The 23,791-nt window shown below is 71.9% G+C and carries 23 protein-coding genes; 13 read left to right on the top strand and 10 right to left on the bottom strand.

Annotated elements, in window-relative coordinates; all coding sequences use genetic code 11:
- Positions 1-61: 61 nt before the first annotated feature.
- The 6 genes from ACIRQY_RS32240 to ACIRQY_RS32265 all read left to right on the top strand — a co-directional run bounded on the left by ACIRQY_RS32240 (position 62) and on the right by ACIRQY_RS32265 (position 5,338).
- Positions 62-301, top strand: a complete 240-nt coding sequence (locus ACIRQY_RS32240; protein WP_351794281.1) for an acyl carrier protein — start codon at positions 62-64, stop codon at positions 299-301.
- A gap of 43 nt (positions 302-344) precedes the next feature.
- Entirely contained in the window at positions 345-1,106 is a 762-nt protein-coding gene (locus ACIRQY_RS32245; protein WP_403931528.1) for an SDR family NAD(P)-dependent oxidoreductase, read from the top strand.
- Between the two features lie 430 nt (positions 1,107-1,536).
- Positions 1,537-2,781 (top strand): MFS transporter, encoded by a 1,245-nt coding sequence (locus ACIRQY_RS32250; protein ID WP_403931530.1) that lies wholly within the window; start codon positions 1,537-1,539, stop codon positions 2,779-2,781.
- Positions 2,782-2,914: 133 nt separating this feature from the next.
- Positions 2,915-3,880 carry a prolyl aminopeptidase gene (gene pip / locus ACIRQY_RS32255; RefSeq protein WP_403931533.1) on the top strand — a complete coding sequence of 322 codons (966 nt, stop codon included), beginning with the start codon at positions 2,915-2,917 and terminating at the stop codon, positions 3,878-3,880.
- A gap of 111 nt (positions 3,881-3,991) precedes the next feature.
- Positions 3,992-4,879 carry a TIGR03619 family F420-dependent LLM class oxidoreductase gene (locus ACIRQY_RS32260; protein ID WP_403931536.1) on the top strand — a complete coding sequence of 296 codons (888 nt, stop codon included), beginning with the start codon at positions 3,992-3,994 and terminating at the stop codon, positions 4,877-4,879.
- Positions 4,880-4,951: 72 nt separating this feature from the next.
- Entirely contained in the window at positions 4,952-5,338 is a 387-nt protein-coding gene (locus tag ACIRQY_RS32265; RefSeq protein WP_403931539.1) for a hypothetical protein, read from the top strand.
- Positions 5,339-5,607: 269 nt separating this feature from the next.
- On the opposite strand, the gene ACIRQY_RS32270 is transcribed toward ACIRQY_RS32265, so the two are convergent.
- Entirely contained in the window at positions 5,608-6,135 is a 528-nt protein-coding gene (locus ACIRQY_RS32270) for a peptidylprolyl isomerase (RefSeq protein ID WP_403931542.1), read from the bottom strand.
- Positions 6,136-6,485: 350 nt separating this feature from the next.
- Between ACIRQY_RS32270 and ACIRQY_RS32275 the strand changes: the two genes are divergently transcribed.
- Positions 6,486-7,352, top strand: coding sequence for a hypothetical protein (locus ACIRQY_RS32275; protein ID WP_403931545.1), 867 nt, complete (start codon positions 6,486-6,488; stop codon positions 7,350-7,352).
- Between the two features lie 304 nt (positions 7,353-7,656).
- On the opposite strand, the gene ACIRQY_RS32280 is transcribed toward ACIRQY_RS32275, so the two are convergent.
- From ACIRQY_RS32280 to ACIRQY_RS32290, 3 genes are all read right to left on the bottom strand, one after another.
- The gene (locus ACIRQY_RS32280) at positions 7,657-8,709 is read right to left on the bottom strand and encodes a hypothetical protein (protein ID WP_403931548.1); all 1,053 of its coding nucleotides are present in this window, start codon (positions 8,707-8,709) and stop codon (positions 7,657-7,659) included.
- A gap of 175 nt (positions 8,710-8,884) precedes the next feature.
- Positions 8,885-9,736, bottom strand: a complete 852-nt coding sequence (locus tag ACIRQY_RS32285) for a LysR family transcriptional regulator (RefSeq protein WP_403931551.1) — start codon at positions 9,734-9,736, stop codon at positions 8,885-8,887.
- 446 nt (positions 9,737-10,182) lie between these two features.
- Positions 10,183-10,560 carry a MerR family transcriptional regulator gene (locus ACIRQY_RS32290; RefSeq protein WP_403931554.1) on the bottom strand — a complete coding sequence of 126 codons (378 nt, stop codon included), beginning with the start codon at positions 10,558-10,560 and terminating at the stop codon, positions 10,183-10,185.
- 75 nt (positions 10,561-10,635) lie between these two features.
- On the opposite strand from ACIRQY_RS32290, the gene ACIRQY_RS32295 reads away from it, so the two are divergent.
- Entirely contained in the window at positions 10,636-11,364 is a 729-nt protein-coding gene (locus tag ACIRQY_RS32295) for an SDR family oxidoreductase (protein ID WP_403931557.1), read from the top strand.
- Between the two features lie 167 nt (positions 11,365-11,531).
- Here the strand turns inward: ACIRQY_RS32295 and ACIRQY_RS32300 are convergent, their stop codons facing one another.
- The 4 genes from ACIRQY_RS32300 to ACIRQY_RS32315 all read right to left on the bottom strand — a co-directional run bounded on the left by ACIRQY_RS32300 (position 11,532) and on the right by ACIRQY_RS32315 (position 15,755).
- Entirely contained in the window at positions 11,532-11,741 is a 210-nt protein-coding gene (locus ACIRQY_RS32300) for a helix-turn-helix domain-containing protein (protein WP_403931590.1), read from the bottom strand.
- A 182-nt stretch (positions 11,742-11,923) separates the two neighbouring features.
- Positions 11,924-14,245, bottom strand: coding sequence for an FtsX-like permease family protein (locus ACIRQY_RS32305; protein WP_403931560.1), 2,322 nt, complete (start codon positions 14,243-14,245; stop codon positions 11,924-11,926).
- Positions 14,246-14,484: 239 nt separating this feature from the next.
- The gene (locus ACIRQY_RS32310) at positions 14,485-15,252 is read right to left on the bottom strand and encodes an ABC transporter ATP-binding protein (protein WP_403931562.1); all 768 of its coding nucleotides are present in this window, start codon (positions 15,250-15,252) and stop codon (positions 14,485-14,487) included.
- Positions 15,249-15,755: a PadR family transcriptional regulator gene (locus tag ACIRQY_RS32315; RefSeq protein ID WP_351793848.1), complete on the bottom strand. Its 507-nt coding sequence runs from the start codon at positions 15,753-15,755 to the stop codon at positions 15,249-15,251. Before ACIRQY_RS32315 ends, ACIRQY_RS32310 begins: the two co-directional genes overlap by 4 nt.
- Positions 15,756-15,920: 165 nt before the next feature.
- Here ACIRQY_RS32315 and ACIRQY_RS32320 point away from each other — a divergent pair, with 165 nt between their 5' ends.
- The 4 genes from ACIRQY_RS32320 to ACIRQY_RS32335 all read left to right on the top strand — a co-directional run bounded on the left by ACIRQY_RS32320 (position 15,921) and on the right by ACIRQY_RS32335 (position 21,074).
- The gene (locus tag ACIRQY_RS32320) at positions 15,921-17,192 is read left to right on the top strand and encodes an ABC transporter substrate-binding protein (RefSeq protein ID WP_403931566.1); all 1,272 of its coding nucleotides are present in this window, start codon (positions 15,921-15,923) and stop codon (positions 17,190-17,192) included.
- Positions 17,193-17,535: 343 nt separating this feature from the next.
- Complete coding sequence (locus tag ACIRQY_RS32325) at positions 17,536-18,873, top strand: ABC transporter substrate-binding protein (protein WP_403931569.1); 1,338 nt, start codon at positions 17,536-17,538, stop codon at positions 18,871-18,873.
- A 12-nt stretch (positions 18,874-18,885) separates the two neighbouring features.
- Positions 18,886-20,229, top strand: coding sequence for an ABC transporter permease subunit (locus ACIRQY_RS32330; protein WP_403931572.1), 1,344 nt, complete (start codon positions 18,886-18,888; stop codon positions 20,227-20,229).
- On the top strand, positions 20,226-21,074 hold the full coding sequence (locus tag ACIRQY_RS32335) for a carbohydrate ABC transporter permease (protein WP_403931575.1): 849 nt from the start codon (positions 20,226-20,228) through the stop codon (positions 21,072-21,074). Before ACIRQY_RS32330 ends, ACIRQY_RS32335 begins: the two co-directional genes overlap by 4 nt.
- 99 nt (positions 21,075-21,173) lie before the next feature.
- Here ACIRQY_RS32335 and ACIRQY_RS32340 read toward each other — a convergent pair whose 3' ends face one another.
- The gene (locus tag ACIRQY_RS32340) at positions 21,174-21,839 is read right to left on the bottom strand and encodes a DUF6308 family protein (RefSeq protein ID WP_403931578.1); all 666 of its coding nucleotides are present in this window, start codon (positions 21,837-21,839) and stop codon (positions 21,174-21,176) included.
- Between the two features lie 220 nt (positions 21,840-22,059).
- Here ACIRQY_RS32340 and ACIRQY_RS32345 point away from each other — a divergent pair, with 220 nt between their 5' ends.
- The gene (locus tag ACIRQY_RS32345) at positions 22,060-22,866 is read left to right on the top strand and encodes a DUF6585 family protein (RefSeq protein ID WP_403931581.1); all 807 of its coding nucleotides are present in this window, start codon (positions 22,060-22,062) and stop codon (positions 22,864-22,866) included.
- 237 nt (positions 22,867-23,103) lie between these two features.
- Here ACIRQY_RS32345 and ACIRQY_RS32350 read toward each other — a convergent pair whose 3' ends face one another.
- On the bottom strand, positions 23,104-23,541 hold the full coding sequence (locus ACIRQY_RS32350; protein ID WP_403931584.1) for a winged helix-turn-helix transcriptional regulator: 438 nt from the start codon (positions 23,539-23,541) through the stop codon (positions 23,104-23,106).
- Positions 23,542-23,791 lie beyond the last annotated feature (250 nt).

A 23,791-nucleotide genomic window follows, 5' to 3' on the forward strand; every position in this document is an offset into this window, starting at 1 on the left:
ACGCGGAAACCACGCCGTGGCCGACTCTCACCGGCCCCACCCCCAGAAGGAGGAACCCGTGATGGACAACACCGACATTCTTCATGCCCTCGCCGAGATCGTCGAGGAGGTCACCGGCCTTGAATCCGCCGAGGTGACCGCCGAGAAGTCCTTCACCGAGGATCTCGACATCGACTCCCTGTCGATGGTGGAGATCACCGTGGTGATCGAGGACCGGTTCGAGGTGAGGATCCCGGACGACCAGGTCGCGGAGTTGCGGACCGTCGGCGACGCCGTGGACTACATCGCCGACCACCAGTGAGGGCCGAAGGGCGGCCCGGCACCGTCCGGCTCGTCGGGCAGCCATGAGCGTCCTCGACAGCTTCCGCCTCGACGGTCGTGTCGCCGTGGTGACCGGCGCCTCCTCCGGCCTCGGTGTCGCCTTCGCCCTCGCGCTGGCCGAGGCCGGTGCCGACGTCGTGCTCGGGGCCCGGCGCGCCGAGCGGCTGGAGGCCGTGTGCGCGGCCGTCACGAGGCTCGGTCGCCGGGCCGTCTGTCTCCGTACGGACGTCGCCAGGCCGGAGGACTGTCACGCGCTGGTCGACGCGGCCATGGGCGCCTTCGGGCGGGTGGACGTTCTGGTCAACAACGCCGGGATCAGCGGTGAGCGACCCGCGGCGGAGGAGACCCCCGGGCAGTTCCGCGAGGTCATCGACGTCAATCTCAACGGCGCCTACTGGATGGCCCAGGCCGCGGGCGCGGTGATGCCGCCCGGCAGTTCCATCGTCAATGTCTCCAGCGTCCTCGCGCTGGTCACCGGCGGTCTCCCCCAGGCCGCCTACTCGGCGTCGAAGGCCGGGCTCCTCGGCCTCACCCGGGATCTGGCGCAGCAGTGGACTCCCGGCAGGGGCATCCGCGTGAACGCCCTCGCACCGGGTCTCTTCGCCTCTCCGATGACCAGCGGTTACGCCGAGGGCTACCTTGAGGAGATGATGCCGCGGGTGCTGACGGGGCGGATCGGACGGCCCGAGGAACTCGCGGCGGCTCTGGTGTTCCTCGTCTCCGACGCGGCGTCCTACATCACCGGCACCACGCTGACGGTCGACGGGGGCACCCATATCGCGTAAGGCCGTCCGCCCGGAGGCCGTCGGCATGACCGGCCCAGGTCCCGTCTCGACCGGCGGGCGGGCGGTGAGCGGATGGGCGGGCGGGCGCTGGTGACGGTCCGTGCCACGCCCCGGCTTCACCCGGCCCGAGGACCGGTGGGGAAGACTCCTGTACCGGGGTCTTCCCCGGCCCGAGCAGCGCGTCCCACCGAAATCGGCGAGCGGATGTGGTCATGTTGACGATGAGTGAGCGGGACGGCCGGGCCCGGCCCGGCGTCGGCGGGCCCGACCGGGGCGGCACCGACGACACGGGTGCCGGGCTCGCGGTACGGCGTTCGGGCGGGCCCGACCGGTCCGCCCTCGGACGGCGCGCGGGGCATCCGGCCGTGCGGGCCACTCGGACGAACCCGGCGCGCGGGACCGGCCCGCTCGGCGTTCAGGGGAGGCAGCGATGACCACGGAACCGACCGCCCGTTCCGTCCCCCGCGCGTCGGAGGGCCATGCTCATGTGCGGCGCCTGATCGTGGGCCAGGGGCTGGCGGCCGTGGTCGACGCGCTGTTCCTCGTGTGGCTCACGCTCTTCGTGCTGGAACTGTCGGCACCGGGGGTGGGCACCGGGCTGGTCCTCGTGGCCGTGGCGCTGCCGAGAGCGCTTCTGCTGCTTCCCGCGGGAGTGCTGGTCGACCGCCTCGGGCCCGCCCCCGTCATGGTCGTCTCCGCGTGGCTCCGGGTCGCCGTGCTGCTCGGTCTCGGCGCCCTGGTCGTCTTCACCTCGCCGTCGCTGGCGACGGTCGCGCTGCTCGGCGGGCTGCTCGGCGTCGCGGACGCCGCGTACTTCCCGGCGGCCCTGGCGCTGCTGCCCGCCGTCGTGCCGGACGAGAAGCTCGCCCGGGTGAACGGCTTGGTGCAGGGCGCGGAGTCGGGCGGTGATCTGGTCGGTCCGGCGTTGGCGGCCGGGTGCGTCGCCGCGGTCGGTTTCGCGGCGACGCTCGGCGGGATCGTGGCGATGGCCGCGCTGGCCGCCGTCGCCCTCAGCACCCTCCTGCGTGTGGCACGGCGCGGCGCGGGCTCCGGTGCGGACGCCGGGGACGGTGAGCGGCTCAGCAGCGCGCGTGCCCTGGGCGCGGGCCTGAAGTACGCCTGGCGGGACCCGCTGGTGCGGGGGATGCTGGCGGCCATCGCCCTGATCAACATCGCGGTCGTGGGTCCCGTGCTCGTGGGGGGCGCGGTGCTCGCCGATCAACGGCTCGGCGGCGCGGGATCCCTGGGGGTCGTGCTCTCCGGTTTCGGCCTGGGCTCACTGGCCGGCTCGCTCGTGGCCGGGTGGCGACCGCCCGCCCGGCGCGGCTGGGCGGTGATCGGCGGGGTCGCGGCGATCGGCGCGGGCATGGCCGGGCTCGCGGCCGTCACCCATGTCGTGGCCGCGACGGCGGTCGTCTCGCTCATCGGTGTCGGATCCGCGTTCCTCGGGGTGGTCGTCGTGGCCACCTTGCAGGAGCGCGTACCCGAGGAGCTGCTGGGCCGTGTGCTCAGTCTCGTCGTGCTCGCGACGGTGGCGTTCGACCCGTTCTCCTACGTGCTCGCCGGATTCCTGCTCCCGTACGGTACGACGACGCTGTTCCTGCTGTGCGGCGGCGCGGTCCTGGCCTGCGCCTGCCTGGTCGCCACGAGCCCGGCGATCCGCGCTCTGCGCTGACAGCGTCGACGCCCGGCGTCCCGGCGGGCGTCACCGTCGGGCCCACGTGTACGGGGACGAAAGCGGATGGTCTCGTCCCCGGGTGTCCACTAGCCTCGTGAGGTTGTTCTTCGCACCCGCTGAAGGAGACCCCGTGGCCCAGCCGTTCCCGTCCGTCGAACCGTACGCGCACGGCCTGCTCGATGTCGGCGACGGAAACCGGATCTACTGGGAGACCAGCGGCGACCCCGAGGGGAAGGCCGCTCTGTGCGTGCACGGCGGCCCCGGCAGCGGAGGGCGTCGCGGCAGCCGCGCCATGTTCGATCCCGAAGTCTTCCGGATCATCCTGTTCGATCAGCGTGGCTGTGGTGAAAGCCTGCCGCACGCCTCCGATCCGTCCGTCGGCCTCGAACACAACACCACGGACCATCTGATCGCCGACATGGAGCGCCTGCGCGAGCACCTGGGGGTCGAACGCTGGCTCCTGTACGGCGGCTCCTGGGGCTCGACGCTGATCCTCGCCTACGCCGAGCGTCATCCCGAGCGTGTCTCGGAGGTCGTCCTCGTCGGTGTCACCACGACCCGTCCGGAGGAGACCGACTGGCTCTACCGCGGCGTCGGGCGCCTCCTGCCGGGTCCCTGGGAGACCTTCCGCGACTCGCTTCCGGAGCCGGACCGGGGAGGTGATCTCGTGGCCGCCTACGACCGGCTGATGAACAGCCCCGACGAGTCCGTGCGGGTCAAGGCGGTGCGGGCCTGGTGCGCTTGGGAGGACGCCGTCATCGCCCATGAGGCACTCGGGCACCCGGGGACCTACAGCGACAGGCCCGACGACGCCCTGGTGGCGTTCGTGCGCCTCTGCGCGCACTACTTCACGAACGACGCCTGGCTCGATGACGGACAACTGCTGCGCCACGCGCACCGGCTGGCCGGGATTCCGGCCGTGTTGATCCACGGCCGCCTCGATCTGGGCACTCCGTTGAAGACCGCGTGGGAGCTGGCCGCAGCATGGCCGGACGCGGATCTGCGCGTGATCGACGACTCCGGACACACGGGCAGTCCCGCGATGCGGGACGCGGCCCTGGAGGCCATCGCCCGGTTCGGCGCGAACGGACGGTGACGTGCGCGGCGCCATGTCCCCGCCTCGCCCGGGACATTCGCCAGCTATTACCCGCCTCTCATTCCGCCGATGAGGGGGACCCTCTGCGCGAAGCGCGTGCAGGATGAACGCATGCTTATGGGAATCGCGTTGCCACAATACGGAAGCCATGCCCGGGCCGTCGCGACAGCCGGGTTCGCCAGGGATGCCGAGGCCATGGGCTTCGACTCGCTCTGGGTCGGGGACCGCGCCCTGACGCCGGTCGCGCCGAGCGAGGTCTATCCGGGGTACACGGCGGAGAATCCGTATCCTCCGGGGTTCAGGACCTTCCTCGATCCCCTGCTGGTGCTGACGGTCGCGGCGTCGGTCACCACACGGGTGCGGCTCGGCACCAGCACCCTCAACGCCCCTTGGTATCCGCCCCTGTTGCTGGGGCGCTCGCTCACTTCGCTCGATCTCCTCAGCGAGGGCCGCCTGGACGTCGGGCTCGGCATCGGGTGGATGCGGGACGAATACTCCGCCCTGAACGTCGAGTTCTCCCGGCGCGGGGCGCGACTGGAGGAGATCCTCGACATCCTGGGCGCCATGTGGGCCGAGGAGGTCTTCGGCCATGAGGGGGCGCACTGGACCATTCCCCGTTCCCATGTCGGCCTCCGACCGGCCCAGAAGCCGGGCCCGCCGGTCTACTTGGGCGGCCTGTCCCCCGCCGCGATGAGCCGGATAGGCCGCCGCGCGGACGGATGGGTCGGGGTCGCCATGCCGCCCGCGGCGCTCGCGGGCCTGTGGGACGTGGCTCGTCGCGCCGCGGAGGAGGTGGGCCGTGATCCAGACGCGCTGCGGCGCGAGATCCGCCACAACCCCTCGCCGGGGGCGTCGGCCGAGGACATCGCGGCGGTGCTGACCGGTGTGCGGGAGTCGGGTGCCGACGGGTGTCTCATCGATCTCCAGCAGTGCGTGAGTGAGCCGGAGCAGATGCTGGAACTGGGTGCGGCGGTACTGGACCGGGTCCGTGCGGGCTGAGGTCCGCCCGCTGCCGGGCCGTCAGTCACGTACGGCCACCCATGACTCGGACGAGCGTGCGAAGATGCGCCGGTGGTGACAGATGCCGAGTGGGCCGAGACACGGAGAGGACTGCGTTTCGGCCAGGTGTACGAGGGCACGGTCGTGCTGGTTCCCCGGCCCGGCAACATCGGGATCTTCGTGGACATCGGCCTCCCCGTAGGAGGCTTCGTCGACGCCCTGATCCTTCCGCACGAGGAGGGCGACTGGCCGACGGAGGGCACGATCACGGACTTCGAGATCTGGTGGGCCGACGGCCGTCAGCAGATCCGGCTCAAGCCGTCCGATCCGCGCTACCTCGGGCACGGCTTCGCGGACTTCGTGAGGCGCTTCCGCCCCGACTGGCCGTCACAGATCGGCCGGCCCGTCCCTGATCCCGATCCTCCGGCCTTCGACGGACCGCCGCCCGGATCACCGTAGAGCCGGGCGATGCGGCCACCGGCAGCAGGGCCGGTCCCGGCGTTCCGCACCGGGACGGGCTCCCTCACAGGTGTCCGGCCGAACGGGCCGTGGCCCCTCCCGTCGGAGCACGGCCGCGCGCGGTGGAGTCACGGATCAGGACCTGGTTCCCGTCGGGAGAGCGTCCCCGGCAGGGGTCTCCCGTACGGGCGGCGTCGCGGACCTCCTCGGTACGGGAGGCCTCTCCGCCCGGAGGCGCGCCTGCCGGGCGGAGTGGCTGCGGGCCCGGGTCAGCGGGTCTCGATGAGGACCTTCTCGATGACCACGTCCTTGACCGGGCGGTCGTTGCGGGGGTTGGTCCGGGTCGTCGCGATGGCGTCGACGACCTTCTGGCTCGCCTCGTCGGCGACCTCGCCGAAGATGGTGTGCTTGCCGGTGAGCCAGGTGGTCGGTCCGACGGTGATGAAGAACTGGGACCCGTTGGTGCCCGGTCCCGCGTTGGCCATGGCCAACAGGTAGGGCTTGGTGAACGCCAGGTCGGGGTGGAACTCGTCCGCGAACTTGTACCCGGGTCCGCCGCTGCCGTTGCCCAGGGGGTCGCCGCCCTGGAGCATGAACCCTTCGATGACCCGGTGGAAGACCGTCCCGTCGTACAGCGGTTCGTTGCTCGGCTGACCGGTGTTCGGGTCGATCCACTGGCGTTCGCCCGTGGAGAGTTCGACGAAGTTCTTGACGGTCTTGGGGGCGTGGTTCGGCAGCAGCCGGATCACGATGTCCCCCTGGTTCGTCTTCAGTGTCGCGTACAGCTCTTCCGCCATGACGGTCCTTCATTGTTCGGCCTGCTGACCCGCCCAGCCTTCCCCGCCGGGCCGCCCGAAGGTGGCGATCCGACGCCATCTCACCCGTACGGGGCCCGCAGGCGGCGGCACTCGACGACCCGCCGGTCAGCTCGGACCGGCGCGCCGGGCTCTCACCGGCCGTGCGGTGACGTCCCCGGGCCTTGGAGCAGGGCGGCCGGATGGCAGTGGGCGGTGCCGATACGTGGCCGAAGGCCGTAGGGACGCCGCCGGGCGGCCTTCCCAGCCGACGGCGCCATGCGCTATGCCTGGCCCATCGGACTCTGGAGGACACGGATGACCGCTCGGAACAGCACGCATCGGACCCGCCCATGCCGATGACCCGCTTCGACGACATCTACGATCGGCCCGACCCCCGGTCGTACTTCAGCGCCTTGGGACCGCTGGGATATCAGACTCCCCATCACGCCCAGAGCGTCTTCCGTGGCCTCCTGCCCCTCGTCGGCCTTCCCGAGGCCTCCGCACGACGGTCCGACGACCCGGACGGCGGGCCGCCGGCATCGGTCCTGGACATCTGCTGCTCGTACGGCATCAACGCGGCCCTGCTCAACCACCATGTGTCACTGGAGGAGTTACGGGACCGCTACACCTCACCGGAGGCGGCCGCAATGACGGCCGCCGAACTGATCGCGTGGGACCGCGCGTACTTCGCGGCGCGGCGTCGCCCGGACGCCGTACCCGTCATCGGCCTCGACATCTCCGCCCCGGCCATCGCCTACGGCCGCGCGGTGGGCCTGCTCGACGACGGCTTCGCCGAGAACCTGGAGCTCGCCCCGCCCAGCCCCGACCTGTACCGGGCCACCCGGGGCACCCGGCTGATCACCGTGACCGGCGGAGCGAGCTTCCTCTCCGCCGACACCTTCCGGCCACTGTTGGAGAACCGGCGGGAGCAACCGTGGGTGGCCGTCTTCGTGCTGCGTACCGTGTCCTACCGGCACATCGCCGACGGCCTCGCCCTGCTGGGCATGACCACGGAGAAGGACACGTCCCGCACCTATCCGCAGCGGCGCTTCACCGACGCCGACGAGCAGCGTGACGCCATCACCTCGGTGTCCGCGCTCGGCGACGACCCCCGGGGCAAGGAGTCCGACGGCCACTTCCACGCGACGCTGCACCTCACCCGCCCCGCACCGCAGGCCGCCTCCCGTCCGCTGCGCACCTTGCCACGGGACGGCTGAGTCCCCGGCGGCACGGCCGAGGGGCCCCGGATCCGCCGCGTGACCGGTGGGCATGGGAGTGCCTCTTGGCTCCGGGCCCCCCGGGGGGACACTCACCGACGACTTCGGCCGGACATCGGAACTGCCCACCTGGCGAGGGCAGGCGGCCACCAGCAGCCACGGGCTCGTGGCAAGCTTCCCTGTCTGCGCGGGCGGTACGGTCGGCCGGTTCCCCCGCTCCCCTCCTGGATGTGCTCCACGGAGGTCACCCTCTGACCTGCCGTACGGCCGTCCACCGATGACGACCGTCCGGCACATCGTGGACCTACCCCGGGCGCAGCTCCAGCAGATCCTTCGAGGCGCCTCCGCCGCAGGTGGGGGCGCCTCCGGCGAAGTAGGCGCGGCCGTGTACCGTTCCCGCGCCGAAGCCGTGCCTGCTCTGCGGCAGGGGGCGTCCTGCGGACCACGTGTCCGTCCCCGGGTCGTAGACGGTCACCTCGCCGAAGGTGCCTCCGTCGGAGCCGCACTCGCCCCCGGCGTAGACGATCCGGCCGCCGAGGACGACCGCGGCCCCGGCCGACCGGGGGGCCGGAAGCGGTGCCGCCGTGCTCCAGCGGCCCGTGCCGGTGTGGTAGACGTCGTGGCGGGCCAGGTTGTCGGTCACGTCGGCCACCCTGCCGCCGAACACATGCAGGTCGCGGCCCAGGACCGCGATGCCCGCGTGGTCGCGGGGCTCACCGGGCAGCGGCCGCGCGGTGGACCATCGACACACCTCCGGGTCGTACACGAGGTGGCTGTTCACCGTGCCGAATCCCAGCGAGACCGGGGGTTCCGGGATCGTGACGACCGTCGTGGACGCGCGGCCGCCGAGCAGATGGAGCTTTCCTGCCACGGCCGACACGGCGACCGATCCGAGTCTCGCCGGCATGTCGGGCAGTCGGCTCCACCGGTCCCGGGCCGGGTGGTAGACGTAGGCCACCGCCTGCGGGTCCATGTGCACGATGTCGGTGAACCCGCCGAAGGCGTACAGCCTTCCGTCGAGCGCGGCGACCCCGACATGGGTGAGCGGGCGTGGCAGCGGCGCGTGCGAGGACCACCGGTCGGCGCGCGGATCGTAGCTGGTCACCGCGTCGGACGCCCATACCGGTGCCCCGCCGTCGGGCTGGAGGGTGCCGCCGACGACGTACAGTCGTCCGTCGAGCGTCGCGGCGCCGACTTCGGCGCGGGCCTGCGGCATCGGTGTCCCGGCCCGCCACCCGCCCCGGCCGTGGACGGCGGGCTCCATGGCGCTCGCGCTGTCGCGGGGCGCGGTCAGACCGACAGCGGTGATCGAGAGCCCCGCCAGTGCGCCCAGGGCGCTTCGTCGTGAGAGAGACATGACCCGAATGTGCGGGCCGCCCCGGTACGACGTCCAAGACCCGTTCCGGAGGTCCGATACCGGACGGGTATGACCGCTGGCCGGGGCCCGTCAGCCGCCGTCCACGTCCCCGGGTTCCGGCAGCCGCACAGGGCTCGTGGGGACAGCCCCGGACGCTCCAGCCACGCCGGTGGGCTCAGTCCCGGTAGGCGGCCGTCGCGATCCGGACGAACGACCGGACCAACGGGTTCGTGTCGTCCTCCTTCCACGCGGCTACGACCGGGCTCGGCGCCATGTCGGTCAGGGGGACCACGGTCAGTTCCCCTGACAGGTCGTGCCCGAGCGGAGCCATGCCGACCGTGCCGTTCCACAGCACGGCCTGTACGCACTCCTGCACGCCGCGCACCACCGGACCCTCACGGGTCTCGCCGCCGTTCCAGTACGCGCGCCAGAGCGGGTCGGTGCCGTCCGGGAACCGGAACCAGCGCCGGGACGCCAGGTCGGCCAGTTCCAGCCGGTCGCGGCGGGCCAGCGGGTCGTCGGCGCGCAGCACAGCGCCCACCGGGTCGGCGCGCAGCCGGTGGACCGTCAGACCGGTCTCGTCGAAGGGCGCGCGGGTCAGGGCGACGTCCACGAGTCCGGCGCGCAGCCCGCAGGTCGGGTCGGTGAGGTCGGTCTCACGGACCCGGACCTCGACGTCCGGGTGCCGCAGCCCGTACGCGACGGCCAGCCGTTGGGCGCCCCGGTCGGTGCCGTCGCCCAGGATCCCGACGGTGAGGACCGCGGCGCCTGCGGCGACGGCCACCCGTACCCGTATCCGCTCGGCGTGGTCGAGCAGCGCGCGGGCCTCGTCCAGCAGCGTCTCTCCGGCGGAGGTGAGCGAGACCCCGGCGGCGGAGCGGTGGAACAGGGCGGCGCCGAGATCGGACTCCAGCTGTCGGATCGCCCGGCTGAGGGGAGGCTGGCTCATGTGCAGCCGGACGGCGGCTCGCCCGAAGTGCAGTTCCTCGGCCACGGCCACGAAGTACCGCAGGGTACGCAGCTCCATGCCCGGCGACGATACCCGCCCACCGGACGGGCGGCGGAGCACCCCCGGAGCCTCGGGCGGCGGACCGTCCGGGCCGGACACTCCCCCCGGAGGTCATGTCGTCGCGCTGGGCGAGGCCCTCGCCGGAAGCGGGTCCGGGCTCGGCGACGTCCTCGCCGGAACCGGGTCCGGGCTGCTGATCCGGACCTCCACCCGGCCGTCCGGGGGTGCGGATGCCTCACCACTCGGTGCGCTGCCCGTACGCACTCCTCGCGAGGAGCGGTGTCGGTCCCGGCGACCGGGCGCCGACCTCCCGACCGGACGTCCACCGGGCCGACATGCCCGCGCCGAGGCGGAGTTCGGACCGTACGCGGGTGGAGCGGCCCGCCGCCGATACGCGCCCGCATCCGCGTACTGGCTAGTACTCCAGCCGTAGATCGCTGGTGTGCCGTCCGAACCGACCGCTCCTACGGGTGCGTTTCCGTGATCGCGATGACCTCGTCGAGGCGGTCCAAGGCGGCCTGTAGGTCGTCGACCTTGGCCTGGATGCGGTCGCGCTCGGCGCGCAGCATGGCTCGTTGCTCGGCGTCGGTGTGCCCGGAGTCCAAGCATGGAAGGAGTTCAGTGATCCTTCGGCTGGTCAGGCCGGCGGCGAACATCTGCTGGAAGAAGCGCACCAGGGTGACGGCGTCCTGCCGGTAGAGGCGCTGGCCGGATGGGCTGCGCTCCGCCATGAGCAGTCCCTGCTGCTCGTAGTAGCGCACGGCGCGTACCGAGACGCCGGCGCCCCGCGCCACCTCGCCGATGCGGACCAGCCGCTCAGCCGCGGGCTCCGTGACGGTCATGGTGATTCCTTTCACCCTGGTCCTGACGACCAGCACTTGCCTCTGACGTCAACGTCAGGTTTTAGCGTACCGGACATGGATATCAACAACTCAGTTGCCCTTGTCACCGGAGCCAACCGTGGCCTGGGCCGCGCCTTCGCCCAGGGCCTACTCGAACGGGGCGCACGCAAGGTCTACGCGACGGCCCGCCGGCCGGAGACCGTGGACCTGCCCGGGGTCGAGGTGCTGCCCCTCGACATCGCCGATCCCGCATCCGTGAGGGCCGCCGCCGAGGCCGCCCCAGACGTCTCGCTGCTCGTCAACAATGCGGGGATCCAGACGGGGACCGACCTGGTGACCGGTTCGCTGGACGCGGTGCGGCACGAGCTGGAGACCAACGTGTTCGGCCACCTGGGCATGATCCGGGAGTTCGCGCCAGCGCTCGCCAGGAACGGCGGGGGCGCGATCGTCAACGTCCTCTCCGCCATGTCGTGGTTCGGGGGCAAGGGCGCCAATGCCTACCACCTGACCAAGGCCGCCGCCTGGGCCATGACCAACGGTGTCCGCCTGGAGCTCGCCGAGCAGGGCACGCTCGTGACTGCGGTGCACCTCGGGCTGGCCGACACCGACATGGCCGCGGGCTGGCCCGTGGCCAAGATCGCGCCGTCGGACCTGGCCGACGCGGCGCTCGACGGTGTCGAGGCGGGCTCCGCCGAGGTCCTCGCCGACCAGTGGAGTCGGGACGTCAAGTCCCGGCTGCCGCTGACGCCGGAAGAGTTCAACGCCGCGATGGACCGAGCCCTGGCAGCGCTAACGGCGGGCTGAGGGGCCCTCGGGCAACGCTGGCTTCGGTCGGTTGCTTCTGAGGTCGGTCACTTGATACTCCATCCGCAATTGTGGATCTTCATGTTGTGGCCGCGCGTCGGCGGTAGTGGCACTCGCGGGCGCGTGCCTGGTGTCGGCGACGCCATAGGGACCAGCCCAGGCGATGGTCACGTTGGCCGTTCAGGGATGCGGAGGGCAGGGCGAATAGTCGCTGTATTTCGTTGCAGGTGAGGGCGATGAGTCCGTTGGGGGCCGGGTATTCGCGGTGCTCCCGGCCGCGGCTCGTCGCCCAGCCCGTCCAGACCGTGCTCGATGAAGCGACGCGGCCAGGTGCGGACCGTGTCCGGAGCGATCCGCAGTCGACAGGACACCTCCATGATCGAGTGCCCCTCCGCGCACTCCAGCACGATCCGCGACCGCCGGGCCGGAGCCTGAGCTGTCGAACGCCGACGCAACCAGCCCTCCAGCACCGCCCGCTGGGCATCAGTGACCGACAACAGCGGAATCCTCGGACCAGGACGACTCATGCCCACCAACGACGAATCTCCGACTCAGATCACTAGAACGTCTCGCCCGCCGAGTCGACGAGCCTGCGGCGCGCGGTCCTCACCGCCGGGGGCAGGGCGGCCACCGCTCCGGTCACGGCCGCCGTGGCGATCAGTGCCGTCAGGAGGAGCGGGGACGGCTGATGGGCGATGCCCGCGCCGATGCCGTCGGCGCGGGCCTCCATGTCCACGAGCCACCGGCCGACGACGGCGCCGACGGCCGTGCCCAGGAGCGCGGAGGCGAGTGAGGTGAGCACCGCCGCCGTCACGACGACCCCGCCGATCTGCCGGGGGGTGAGGCCGATGGCCCGCAGCGCGAGGAGGTCCCGGACCCGGTCCCGTACTCCCGCGCTGATCAGAGTGAACAGTTCGACGAGCGCGATGAGGGCCAGGACGGCGATGAGGGCCGCGATGATGCCGCGCGGGGTGTCGAGCCGGTCCGCCGGGGTGGGGGTCCGGCGGACCTCCGTCGCGTCTCCGGTGGCCGCGGAGACGGCGGCGGCCACCTTTCCCGGGTCGGCGCCGGGCTTCAGGACGAGGGCGTGGAAGGCGGGGCGGAGAGCGGGCGCGCTGTCCTTGAGGGTGTCGAGGGAGGTGGAGACGATCCGGCCGCCGTCGTCGGGTTCGATGCTGCGGCCGACGATGTGCAGGATCTGCGGGCGCCCTTCGAAGGTCATGCGGACCCATTCCCCCACGGGTACGCCGAGCAGGTCGAGGAGTCCCTGTCCGGCGACGGCCTCGTCGGGTCCGGCCGGGGCGCGCCCCTCGGCGAGGGTGTGCGGGTAGGGGTGTTCCCGGGTGCCGAGGCCCCGCAGGGTGATGGTGCCGGTCTGGCCGGGGACGAGGGCGGCGGACTCGACGCCGGGAAAGGCGTCCTGGACCCCGGGGACGCGCGCGAGCACGTGTCCGCGGTCCGCGCCGTCACCGGGAGCGGACGGCTCGGCCCGTACGGTCAGGGCGGCGGCGCGGCCCATCCGCGCGGGGTCGTCGCGGAACTGGTCCAGGGTCGACCAGCCGACGAGGGCGACCGTCATCAGGGCCACGGGAAGGCCCAGCCGGGTGACGGACACGAGGGCCTGGCGGCGGCCGGAGAAGGCGGAGCGCCAGCCGAGGACGAGGGCCGGGGAGACGTGGAGGCCGAGGGCCCGGCGGCCGAACGCGGTGAGGGGCGCGGCGGTGGGGAGCGCGGCTCTGGCCACGGGGACGGGCGGTACGCGCCCGGCCCGCCAGGCGGCGAGTCCGGTGGCGGCGGCAATGAGGAGGACGGCGGCGGCGGGCAGTCCGACGAGGATCGTGCGGTGTCCGGGCATCTCGGGCCACAGGCGTACGGCTTCGCCGATCCTGCCGGGTATCCGGCGTCCCAGAGTGACGGTGGCGGCGGTGGCGAGCGCGGCGCCGAGGACCGCGAATCCCAGGTGCTGGACGAGGAAGCCCCGGATGACCTGGCCGGGGGTGAAGCCGACGGCCTTCAGTACGGCGATGTCGCGGAGTTGGCCGCGCACCCGGGACCGGACCGCTCCGGACGCGGCGACGGCGGCGGCGAACAGGGCGGCCACGCCGAAGGCGGCGAACATCTGGCCGAGGAGCCGGTCGTCGCCGCCCGTGTCGGCCTTGGCCTGCTGCCATTTGGTCACCTGGTCGACCCGGTCGGCGCCGAGGAGGGTGACCGAGCGCTGGACGAGGTAGTCGGTGTCGTCCGGGTCCTTCAGGCGCAGTCCGATCCGCTGTCCGGCGGGGGCGGTCGCCGCGCCTTCCAGGGTGGCGGGGAGGACCCAGGCGGCGCCGGGGTCCTGGTCGGGCCGGTAGCGGGGCTCGGCGCTGTCCGCGACGCCGACGATCCGGAGGGTACGGGTCGCGCCGCCGGGTCCCGGGAGGGCGATCGTCTCGCCGGGCTCGGCCCACAGGGCGCGGGCCAGCGTGCTCTCCAGGACGATCTCGTCGGAGGTCCCGGCGGCGAGCCAGCGGCCCGACGTGATCAGGGGGCGGGCGACGCGCGGCGGTTGCGCCCCGGCGGCGCGCAGGACGACGCGGGCGCGTGCTCCGGGTGTCACCAGGGTGGCGTCGGTGGTGCGGAAGGGTCCGGAGATCGCGGCGACCTCGTCGAGGGAGGCGAGCGAGGCGAAGGCGGCGGGGTCGACGTCACCGCGCGCGTGGAGCCAGATGTGGGCGCCCTGGGACTGGTTGAAGACGCGCTGCCAGGGGTTGACGGCGTAGCTGAGGAGCGCCCCGGAGAGCAGCAGGGAGGCGATCACTCCGGCGCTGGCGAGCACCGCGAAGAGTGCTTCCACGCGGTGGGCGCGAAGGTCGGAGCGGGCCCATCGCAGTGTGGCACGCACTCCCTGCTCCCTTCGGTGGCCCGATCGTCCGGTCTTCGGGCGTCTCTGTCTTCGGATGTACCAGCGTTGGGAACACCCGGGCGCCGGTCCTGTCGTTCCTCCGGCCCGTCGGCCTGTCCGCTCTGTCGGCCGACGGGTCCGCCGTTCGTCCTACTCGGCTCGGGCCGGTCCTCGCCCGGTGGATCCGGGGCGCGGCCGGTGCGTCACCCGGCCGTCCGCCGCACGCCTCCCGCCTCCCCTCAGTCTCGGAGTTCGAGCACGCCGGACACGCCCGTCCTGGGCGCGCCCGCGTCGTCCAGGCTCGCGTCGTCGGCGATCCGTCCGTCGAAGAAGCTGATGACCCGGTCGGCGGCGCTGGCCATCCGGGCGTCGTGGGTGACCATGAGGATGCTCTGGCCGCGTGCGTGGCAGCGGGAGAGGAGCCGGAGCACGTCGCGGGTGCCCTTGCTGTCGAGGCTTCCGGCGGGTTCGTCGGCGAGGAGCAGCGCGGGGTGGTTGACGAGGGCCCTGGCCAGGGCGACGCGTTGCTGTTCGCCGCCGGAGAGTTCGCCGGGCATGGCCCGTTCCCGGCCTTCGAGGCCGAGTTCGGCGAGGAGTTCCCGGCGGCTCTGCCGGGCGGACGCGGCCGGGGCTCCGGCCAGCAGGGCGGGGAGTTCGATGTTGTCGGCGACGGTGAGGTTGGAGACCAGGTTGAAGAACTGGAAGACGACGCCGATCCGGCGGCGGCGCAGCACCGCCCAGCGGGCCTCGGTGTAGCCGTCGACCCGCTCCCCGCCGAGCCAGAGGCGTCCGCTGTCGGGCCGTTCGAGTCCGCCGACGAGATGCAGCAGGGTCGACTTGCCCGCTCCCGAGGGGCCGGTGACGGCGACGAACTCGCCGGGCATGACGGTCAGGTCCACCCCCCGGACCGCGTGGACGGGGGTGCTGTCGCCGCGATGGGTCTTGGTCAGGCCCTCGGCGTGGACGATGGCCTCCCGGGCGGACGGCGGGACGGGACCTGTGGTCATTCCAGCTCCTCCTGACAGCGCTCCAGCCAGTCGAGGTCGGCCTGCAGGTGCAGCATGGCGCCCTCGATCAGGAGGTGAGCGACCTTGTTCTCCCGGTCCTCGGTGGCGGCGAGCCTGGAGAGGCCACGCATGGTGTTCAGGTGCTGTCGCCGCTGTCGGTTGATGAGCACGATCGGGTCGGCCATTCCCGACAGGGGCGCGAGGGCGAGTTTCATGAAGAACTCGTCGCGCACGCGCGGCTCCTCCGTGGTCTCGTCGAACCACGCGGAGACGGCTTCCCGCCCGGCGTCGGTCAGTCGGTACGTCCGTTTGTTGGGCCGTCCCGTCTGTTCGACGTCCTCGCCCTCGATCAGGCCGCTCTTCTCCAGCCGCCCGAGCGTCACGTAGACCTGGCCGATGTTCGGCTGAGGGTATGCGGAGCCCAGCAGTTGTTCAAGGCCCTGCTTGAGCTCGTATCCGTGGGCGGGCCCACGGGTGAGGAGTGCCAGCAGCTGCTGCCGCACGCGCTCCCCCTTCTGTGTCGTTCCGGAAGTCCCGATGCCGGACCTGGGGCCCGGTGGACCAGGTGACGGCCGGGTCACCTGCGCCGTCAGTATCGCCGATTCCCCGCGCGCGACCTATGCCACGATGGTCGGCGTCACGTCCGGGACCATGTCCGGGAGGAACCTGTGCGGTGGATACGGGCCGTGGGGAGGGGCGTCCTCGTCGCGGCGGTCGTGCTGGCCGGGCACGCGGGGACGGCCCGGCCGCCCGGGGGGATACCGGCCGGTGGGCGGGGGCCGCTGACGTTCGTCACGGCCGGGGACCTCACCCACTATCTGCGGCCGTTGCTCGACGGCTGGAACCGGGAGCGCCCGGCCGAGCCGGTCACCCTCGTGGAGCTGCCCGACTCGGCGGACGAGACGCGGGCCCAGATGCTCAGCGAACTGCGGTCGGGAAGCGGCCGGTTCGACGTCCTCAACATCGACGTCGCCTGGACCTCGGAGTTCGCCGCCGCCGGTCTGATCACCCCGCTGGCCCGTGACCGGTTCGCCCTGGACGCCTTCCTGCCGCCGGTCGTCGACACGGCCACCTTCGAGGGACGTCTGTACGCCGTGCCCTACGTGACGAACGCGGGGCTCCTCTACTACCGCGCGGACGTCCTGCGGGCGGCGGGCGAGAAGCCGCCCCGGACCTGGTCCGAGCTGGCCCGCCAGGCCCGGACGCTCGCGCCCCGGAACGGTCTCGACGGGTACGCGGGACAGTTCCTGCCGTACGAGGGTCTGACCGTGAACCTCACGGAGGCGGTCCAGTCGGCGGGCGGCACGGTCCTGCGCGACGAGGGGACGCGGATCGCGGTGGACTCCGACGCGGCGCGCGCCGGGTTCGCGTTCCTGGCGGACGGGCTGCGGGAGGGCTGGATCCCCCGGGAGGCCCTGCGATACAAGGAGGAGGAGTCGCGGGCGGCGTTCGTGGAGGGCAGGCTGCTGTTCCTGCGGAACTGGCCGTACGTGTACACCGACGCCAACGGTCCGGGGTCGAAGGTCGCGGGGCGTTTCGGGGCCGTTCCGCTTCCGGGTGCGCACGGGCCCGGTACGAGCGTGCTCGGGGGGTCGAACCTCGCCGTGTCCGCCCGCTCCCGGCATCCCGCGACGGCCGCGGACTTCCTCTCCTATCTGACGAGCGAGCGGGTGCAACGGCAGGTGCTGACGGAGGGTGCGCTGCCGCCGGTCCTGGCGTCCCTCTACGACGATCCGGGGCTCGTCGCCTCCCATCCGTACCTCCCCATCCTCCGGGAGAGCGTGCTCGGCGCGGTGCCCCGGCCCAAGAGCCCCCGGTACGGGCAGGTGAGTCTGGCGGTGCAGGCCGTGGGGCAGGACCTGCTGGCGTTGCGGGACAGCCCGGAGGAGGCCGTACGCCGGCTGACGCGGGAGCTGGGCGACATCTCCGGCGGGGGCTGACGCGCGGGTCCCCGGGGCCTCCCCCGCAGCTCCCCCACCAGGCTCACCACCCATCCCTCTTACCTACATGTTAGGTAAGAGGGTTCTTCGTTGTCTGCCCAGCACGCTCAAATCACCATCAGGGAAGATCTGTTGCGCATTCTCATTGACACGATCACGTCACTGCTACTTAACATGCATGTATGCCCGAGGCTGCCGATGAGGTGCTCCCGCCGTCATCCCAGGGCAGGCCGACGCGAGCCGCCCCGTACTCCCGAAGCCCGTTCCGGACGCTCTCCCCACCTTCGCCCCGCCGCTGACCCCTCAGTTCCAGCGAGCCCCACCGCAGGAAGGAAGCACCGCCATGCGACGACCCGCCGCCCTGACCCTCCGTACCGCCGGTACCGTCTCCGCCGTCTTCGCCCTCGCCCTCGCCGTCACCGCCTGCGGAGGCGGCGACGGACCCGCCCCGGGAGGCGGAGGCTCCCTGAAGGGCCAGACCGTCACCGTGGCCGGTGTCTGGACCGGCAGCGAGCAGAAGAACTTCAAGAAGGTCCTCGACGCGTTCAGCGCGAAGACCGGCGCCAAGACCGTCTTCGTCCCGTCCGGCGACAACGTCTCCACCTTCGTCGGCAGCAAGATCGAGGGCGGCAACGCGCCCGACGTCGTCCTCGTTCCCCAGGTCGGCGTGCTCCAGCAGTTCGCCAAGGCGGGCTGGCTCACCCCGCTCTCCGAGAAGACCACCACCACCGCCACCGCGGGCCTCGCGCCCGTCTGGAAGAACTACGGGACGGTCGACGGCGCCTACTACGGGCTCTACTTCAAGGCCGCCCACAAGTCGACGATCTGGTACGCCCCCGAGGCCGTCGCCCAGGCGGGCGTGAGCGAGCCGAAGAGCTGGGACGAACTCCTCAAGGCGGGCCGGACGCTCGCCGACTCCGGCCGTCCCGCCTTCGCGATAGCCGGTGAGGACGGCTGGACCCTCACGGACTGGTTCGAGAACGTCTATCTGTCCCAGGCCGGGCCGGAGAAGTACGACCGGCTCGCCCAGCACAAGCTCAAGTGGACCGACGAGAGCGTCGTCACCGCCCTCACCACCCTCGCCGAGGTCTTCAAGGACAAGCAGCTCGTCGCCGGTGGCGCCCAGCTCGCCCTGCGGACCGACTTCCCCGGTTCCGTCGAGCAGGTCTTCGGCCCCGAGCCCAAGGCCGCCATGGTCTACGAGGGCGACTTCGTCGGCGGAGTCGCCAAGGACGAGTTCGGCAAGAAGCCCGGCGAGGACGCCAAGTTCTTCCCCTTCCCCCCGGTCGGGACCGGCACCGCCCCGGTGGTCAGCGGCGGCGACGCGGCCGTCGTCCTCAAGGACGCGGAGAACGCCGACGGCGCCATGAGGCTCGTCGAATTCCTCGCCACCCCCGAGGCGGCCGAGGTGTGGGCGGCGGCGGGCGGCTTCCTCTCCCCCAACAAGAACGTCAAGCCCGAGGCGTACGGCGACGACACCACACGTGCCACCGCCGCCTCGCTGGTCTCCGCGGGCGACTCGGTGCGCTTCGACATGTCCGACCAGGCGCCCGCCGCGTTCGGCGGCACCAAGGGCGCGGGCGAGTGGAAGCTCCTCCAGGACTTCCTGCGCGACCCGTCGAACCCCAAGGCTACCGCGGCGGCCCTGGAAGCCGCCGCGGCCAAGGCGTACGGGAACTGAGGCCGCCCCGTCATGGCCCCTCCCCCTCCTGCGAAGGCGCGCGCCTCGGCCGATCCGAGGCGCCTCGCCCTGCGCAGAAGACGTCTCCTGGGCGCGCTGTTCGCGCTGCCCGCGCTGCTGCTCCTCGGAGCGCTGGTCGTCTACCCCGTCCTGTTCTCGGTGGGTCGCAGCCTCTTCGACGCGAGCGGTGACCGGTTCGTCGGCGCCGCCAACTACGTGGAGATGTTCCGGGACCCGGCGACGCTCAAGGCCGTACGGAACAGCGCCGTCTGGGTCGTCGTCGCACCGGCCCTGCTCACCGGCGTCGGCCTGGTCCTCGCGGTCCTGACCGAACGGGTCCGCTGGGCGACCGCGTTCAAACTGGTCCTCTTCCTCCCCATGGCGGTGTCGTTCCTGGCCGCGGGCATCATCTTCCGGCTCTCCTACGACCAGGACCCGGACCGGGGCGTGATCAACGCCGTCGTCGTGGGCGTCCACGACGCCTTCGAGGAGCCCGCGCCCTACCCCACCGCCCGTGCCCGGCCGTCCGAGGCCCTGACCGGCAGCCCCGGCGACGGCTACACCACGGCACCGGGGACCGTTCGGCCCGGCACCGGCGTCCTGCTGCCCGTGGTCGGCGTCGCACCCGGGGCCGTACCGGCGACGGCGCTGACCGCGCGCGCACCCGCGCCGGAGCCCGACGGTCTCTCCGGCACCGTCTACCTCGACTTCACTCCCGGATCGGGCGGCCGGCAGGGCGTGATCGACCCGGCGGAGAAGGGCCTGCCCGGCATGACCGTCGAGGCGCTGCGCGGCGGCGAGGTCGTCGGCACCGCGACCACGGGCGACGACGGATCGTTCCGCTTCGACGGCCTCGGCTCCGGTGACGGCTACGCGCTGCGGCTGCCCGCCGCCAACTTCGCCGCCCCCTACAACGGCGTGAACTGGCTCGGCCCGTCCCTCATCACCCCCGCGATCATCGGGGCCTATCTGTGGGTGTGGACCGGTTTCTCCATGGTCCTGATCGGCGCGGGCCTCGCGGCGATCCCCCGCGACACCCTGGAGGCGGCCCGTGTGGACGGCGCCAGTGAGCGACAGATCTTCCGCCGGATCACCGTTCCGCTGCTCGCGCCCGTCCTGACCGTCGTCTTCGTGACCCTGGTCATCAACGTCATGAAGGTCTTCGACCTCGTCTACATCATCGCCCCCGGGCCCGTTCAGGAGGAAGCCGACGTGCTCGCCACCCGGATGTGGCTGGTCTCCTTCGGCGGCGGCAACGACCAGGGCCTCGGCAGCGCCCTCGCCGTGCTGCTGCTCCTGCTCGTCGTACCGGCGATGGTCTTCAACATCCGGCGCTTCCGGAAGGGCGGATCATGAGCACCCACACCGGACGGACCCGTTGGCTGGGCAGCTCACTGGTCCAGCTGCTCCTGGTCCTCGTCGCCCTCGTCTGGATCACTCCGCTCGCCGGGCTCTTCCTCTCCTCCCTGCGCTCGGAGCGGGACAACGCCTCCGACGGCTGGTGGACCGCGCTGGCCGACCCGGCCCGGCTCTCGATCGACAACTACCGTGCGCTGTTCGAGGATTCGGGAATCGTCCAGGCGTTCTGGAACACCGTCGTCATCTCCGTGCCCACGACCGTCCTCGTCGTCGGCGTCGCCGCCCTCGCGGGTTACGCCTTCGCCTGGCTGCGCTTCCCCGGCCGTGACACGGTCTTCCTCGTGGTGGTCGGCCTCCTGGTGGTCCCGGTGCAGATCGGCCTGCTTCCGGTGGCCAGGCTCTTCGGCGCGGTCGGCCTGTTCGGGACGGTCGCGGGCGTCATCCTCTTCCATGTCGCCTACGGGCTGCCCTTCGCCGTCTTCCTGCTGCGAAACTACTTCGCGGAGATCCCGAAGGAGATGCTGGAGGCGGCGCGTCTGGACGGCGGCAGCGAGTGGCGGATCTTCCTCCAGCTGGTGCTGCCCCTGGGCCGACCCGCCCTCGCCAGTCTGGCGATCTTCCAGTTCCTCTGGGTGTGGAACGACATGCTGGTGGCCCTGCTCTTCGCCGACAGCTCCTCGCAGCCGCTGACGGTGGCCCTCCAGTCGCAGATGCGGCAGTTCGGCAGCAACATCGGCGTCCTCGCGCCGGGCGCCTTCCTGTCGCTCGTCGTGCCGCTCGTGGTGTTCTTCGCCTTCCAGAAGCACTTCGTGCGGGGGGTGATGGCGGGATCCGTGAAGTAGCGCCGCCCGTGCCTGCCCCGGATCGGAACCCGACGACCCGAGGACCGGACGGCCCGGGATTCTCGCGTCGCGTCATGACGCTGTCCCGGGCCCTCCGGGTCATGGCTGGCGTCCCTGGTGCATCCAGGCGATGACGTCGAACACGCGCAGGACGCCGATGTCCTCCCCGATGCCCGCCTCGTCCCGGAGGCGGACCAGCCGAGCGTGCAGAGCACCGCCGTCCGCGCGCAGCGCCGCGGCCAGAGCCGCCCAGAAGGAGTGGTCCACCTTCGGCCGCCGGAAGAGCTGCTTGACACGGATGTCGTAGATCGGGACGAGGTGCGGACGTTTGCGCGCCAGCAGCTTTCCGGCGACGACCGGGCCGCTGCCGTCCGGCTTGCCGGGATACGTACCGCTGGCCAGTCGTTCCCACAACTCCCAGGCCGGGCCGCCCTTCTCCATGAGCGCGTCGCTTCCGGGGTCCTCCAGCCGCGCGTCACGGGGAATGCGCGACAGCAGGCGCGACCAGTGCCCCTCGGGATCGGTCAGCAACGTCATGGCCCCGTGCGGTGCGACGGACACACTGAGCATCGTGACGGCCACCAGGTCGGCGCTGTCGAAGCGGTTCGCGCCGTGCTCGGTGTCCCCGCCTCCGCCCAGACGCTCGAAGTGCGCACCGGAATAGAACAGATCACCGCTCATGCGTCGTCGGGTGAAGTACTCGACCAGCAGGCGCACCGCCTTCTCGTCGTCCCAGTAGATCTCGGGAATGCGCAGTTCCTCCACCGGCCGGCCCCTTCTGTGTTCGGTGACGTGTCCGTGGACGGTACCTCCGCCGGGACCACGCGCAGGCCCGCGCGAAGCCGGTCGGTGTTCTCCCCCGTGTGACCCGCCGTGACCGCTCGGGGAACTCGGAGGGACCGGCAACTCCCCCCACCGAAGCCGCTCTTCACAGGACCGGCAGCTCCCCCGACAATGACTGTCCAGCAGAACTTCGGGGGGATTCATGCCGGATCAGGGCACCGTCGTCGTACCGCCCGCGATGCGGGACGCCGCCCGGGACTGTGAACTGGGCGGGCGGCGCGGGGTCGTGCACACCGAGCCGAGGCGCCTCGTCTGGGCGGCTCTGACGCCTCTGCTGGTGGTGGGGCTGCTCATCCTGTGGTTCGGTGTGCGGTTCGCCGTCGAGGACCAGCGGACCAGCGGCGCCTGGTACTTCTCGCTGCCGATCCTCGTCCTGGGGATCGCGCCGCTGGCCCTGGCCGGATGGCTCGTCGTACGGGCCTGGACGCAGCCCCGGATCTGGGTCGGCCACTACGAGCGCGGGCTCGTGCGATGGGTCACCGGAAAGGTGCCCGAGGTCTACGAGTGGGACGAGATCGCGGGCATCACGCGCGCGGAGACCCACGTGACGAACGGACTCACCAGCGCCGCGCAGCGGACGCTCACCGTGTTCCCGGCGGGGGCGGAGCCGATCGTGGTGAGCGACTCGTGCGACGGCTTCGCCGGGTTCGCCGACGATGTCGACGCCGCTTTCACCCGGGTGCGGCTGCCCCAGGACGCGGCCCGTCTGGACGCGGGCGAGCGGGTCGGCTTCCTCCTCGTCGACCTCGACCACACGGGGATCGGACACCTGGACCTGCGCCTCGACTGGCAGCGGGTGGAACGGGTCGAGGCGAGGAACGGACTCCTGATCATCCGTCAAGTCGGCGTCCGGAAACCCTGGTTGTCCATCCCTTCGCACCCCGTATGGAATGTGCGGGTCTTCCTTGCCCTGGCCGAGGCGCTGCGCCGACAGCACGGTCCGAGATGACACGACCGCCCGCACCGGCTGCCGGAGCCGGCCCGGTAGCCCGGTATCCCCAGGAGGTGCGGAAGGGCGGACAGCGGAGTGCTCCACTCCGTACTTCTTCCCCAGCGCCGTATGCCCGGCCACTCGCCCGACCGGACGGCTCGGGCGCGCGTCGCAAGCCCCGAAGACCCCGCCGCCAAGGGGTGGTTCGTCCGGGCGTGGGGTCGGGCAGGCGCCTGACCCCCTGGCCCGTAGGGGTCAGTCGGCGGCCTCCTGGGACGCCAGTCGTGTGTCGTACGCGGCGCGGGCCGTGGCGATCTCCTCCTGGTGGTCCTCCGTCCAGTCCACCAGGGCCCGGATCGTGGTGTGGAGGGTCGCGCCGAGCGGGGTCAGCGCGTATTCCACACGTGGGGGGACGACCGGGTGGACCGTGCGCCGGACGATTCCGTCCCGTTCCAGCTGGCGCAGCGTCACGGTCAGCATCCGCTGGCTGACGCCGTCGATGCGGCGGCGCAGTTCGGAGAAGCGGAGTGTCTGGCGCTCCAGGTGCGCGATGGCCAGCAGTGACCACTTGTCCGCGACGCGGTCGAGGATCTGCCGGACCTCGCACCCCTCACGGACGTCCCACTGGAGCACGTCGTAGCTCTGCTCGGTTCCCGTGCAGTGACTCGGTGACTTCAAAGTGCCTACTTCCATGCCTCACCACCCTGCCGCAAGATTCGAGTGGTTACAAGAGGGAACCACGAAAGGCTCTCTCCACGTACCGCCCTGACGGGTTCTCACCCGTTCTCAGGGGAACTCCCGGTGTCTGCGGCGACAGCGACGCGACCGGCCTCCCCTCTTTTATTCCCTCGCGTGCAAGGAGAAATTCTGTGTCCACACTGCAATCCTCGAGCAGCGGCACGGACCGCATGAGCGGGCGCGCGTGGGGCGTGCTGTTCGTGCT

This window comes from Streptomyces sp. NPDC101490 (assembly GCF_044767145.1).
Taxonomy (GTDB): domain Bacteria; phylum Actinomycetota; class Actinomycetes; order Streptomycetales; family Streptomycetaceae; genus Streptomyces.

Bases quoted from the DNA above. Each gene is read 5' to 3' on its own strand.
- ACIRQY_RS32240 (WP_351794281.1), top strand. From the start codon at position 62: ATGGACAACACCGACATTCTTCATGCCCTCGCCGAGATCGTCGAGGAG.
- ACIRQY_RS32245 (WP_403931528.1), top strand. From the start codon at position 345: ATGAGCGTCCTCGACAGCTTCCGCCTCGACGGTCGTGTCGCCGTGGTG.
- ACIRQY_RS32250 (WP_403931530.1), top strand. From the start codon at position 1,537: ATGACCACGGAACCGACCGCCCGTTCCGTCCCCCGCGCGTCGGAGGGC.
- ACIRQY_RS32260 (WP_403931536.1), top strand. From the start codon at position 3,992: ATGCTTATGGGAATCGCGTTGCCACAATACGGAAGCCATGCCCGGGCC.
- ACIRQY_RS32270 (WP_403931542.1), bottom strand. From the start codon at position 6,135: ATGGCGGAAGAGCTGTACGCGACACTGAAGACGAACCAGGGGGACATC.
- ACIRQY_RS32275 (WP_403931545.1), top strand. From the start codon at position 6,486: ATGCCGATGACCCGCTTCGACGACATCTACGATCGGCCCGACCCCCGG.
- ACIRQY_RS32280 (WP_403931548.1), bottom strand. From the start codon at position 8,709: ATGTCTCTCTCACGACGAAGCGCCCTGGGCGCACTGGCGGGGCTCTCG.
- ACIRQY_RS32285 (WP_403931551.1), bottom strand. From the start codon at position 9,736: ATGGAGCTGCGTACCCTGCGGTACTTCGTGGCCGTGGCCGAGGAACTG.
- ACIRQY_RS32290 (WP_403931554.1), bottom strand. From the start codon at position 10,560: ATGACCGTCACGGAGCCCGCGGCTGAGCGGCTGGTCCGCATCGGCGAG.
- ACIRQY_RS32295 (WP_403931557.1), top strand. From the start codon at position 10,636: ATGGATATCAACAACTCAGTTGCCCTTGTCACCGGAGCCAACCGTGGC.
- ACIRQY_RS32300 (WP_403931590.1), bottom strand. From the start codon at position 11,741: ATGGAGGTGTCCTGTCGACTGCGGATCGCTCCGGACACGGTCCGCACC.
- ACIRQY_RS32310 (WP_403931562.1), bottom strand. From the start codon at position 15,252: ATGACCACAGGTCCCGTCCCGCCGTCCGCCCGGGAGGCCATCGTCCAC.
- ACIRQY_RS32325 (WP_403931569.1), top strand. From the start codon at position 17,536: ATGCGACGACCCGCCGCCCTGACCCTCCGTACCGCCGGTACCGTCTCC.
- ACIRQY_RS32330 (WP_403931572.1), top strand. From the start codon at position 18,886: ATGGCCCCTCCCCCTCCTGCGAAGGCGCGCGCCTCGGCCGATCCGAGG.
- ACIRQY_RS32335 (WP_403931575.1), top strand. From the start codon at position 20,226: ATGAGCACCCACACCGGACGGACCCGTTGGCTGGGCAGCTCACTGGTC.
- ACIRQY_RS32345 (WP_403931581.1), top strand. From the start codon at position 22,060: ATGCCGGATCAGGGCACCGTCGTCGTACCGCCCGCGATGCGGGACGCC.
- ACIRQY_RS32350 (WP_403931584.1), bottom strand. From the start codon at position 23,541: ATGGAAGTAGGCACTTTGAAGTCACCGAGTCACTGCACGGGAACCGAG.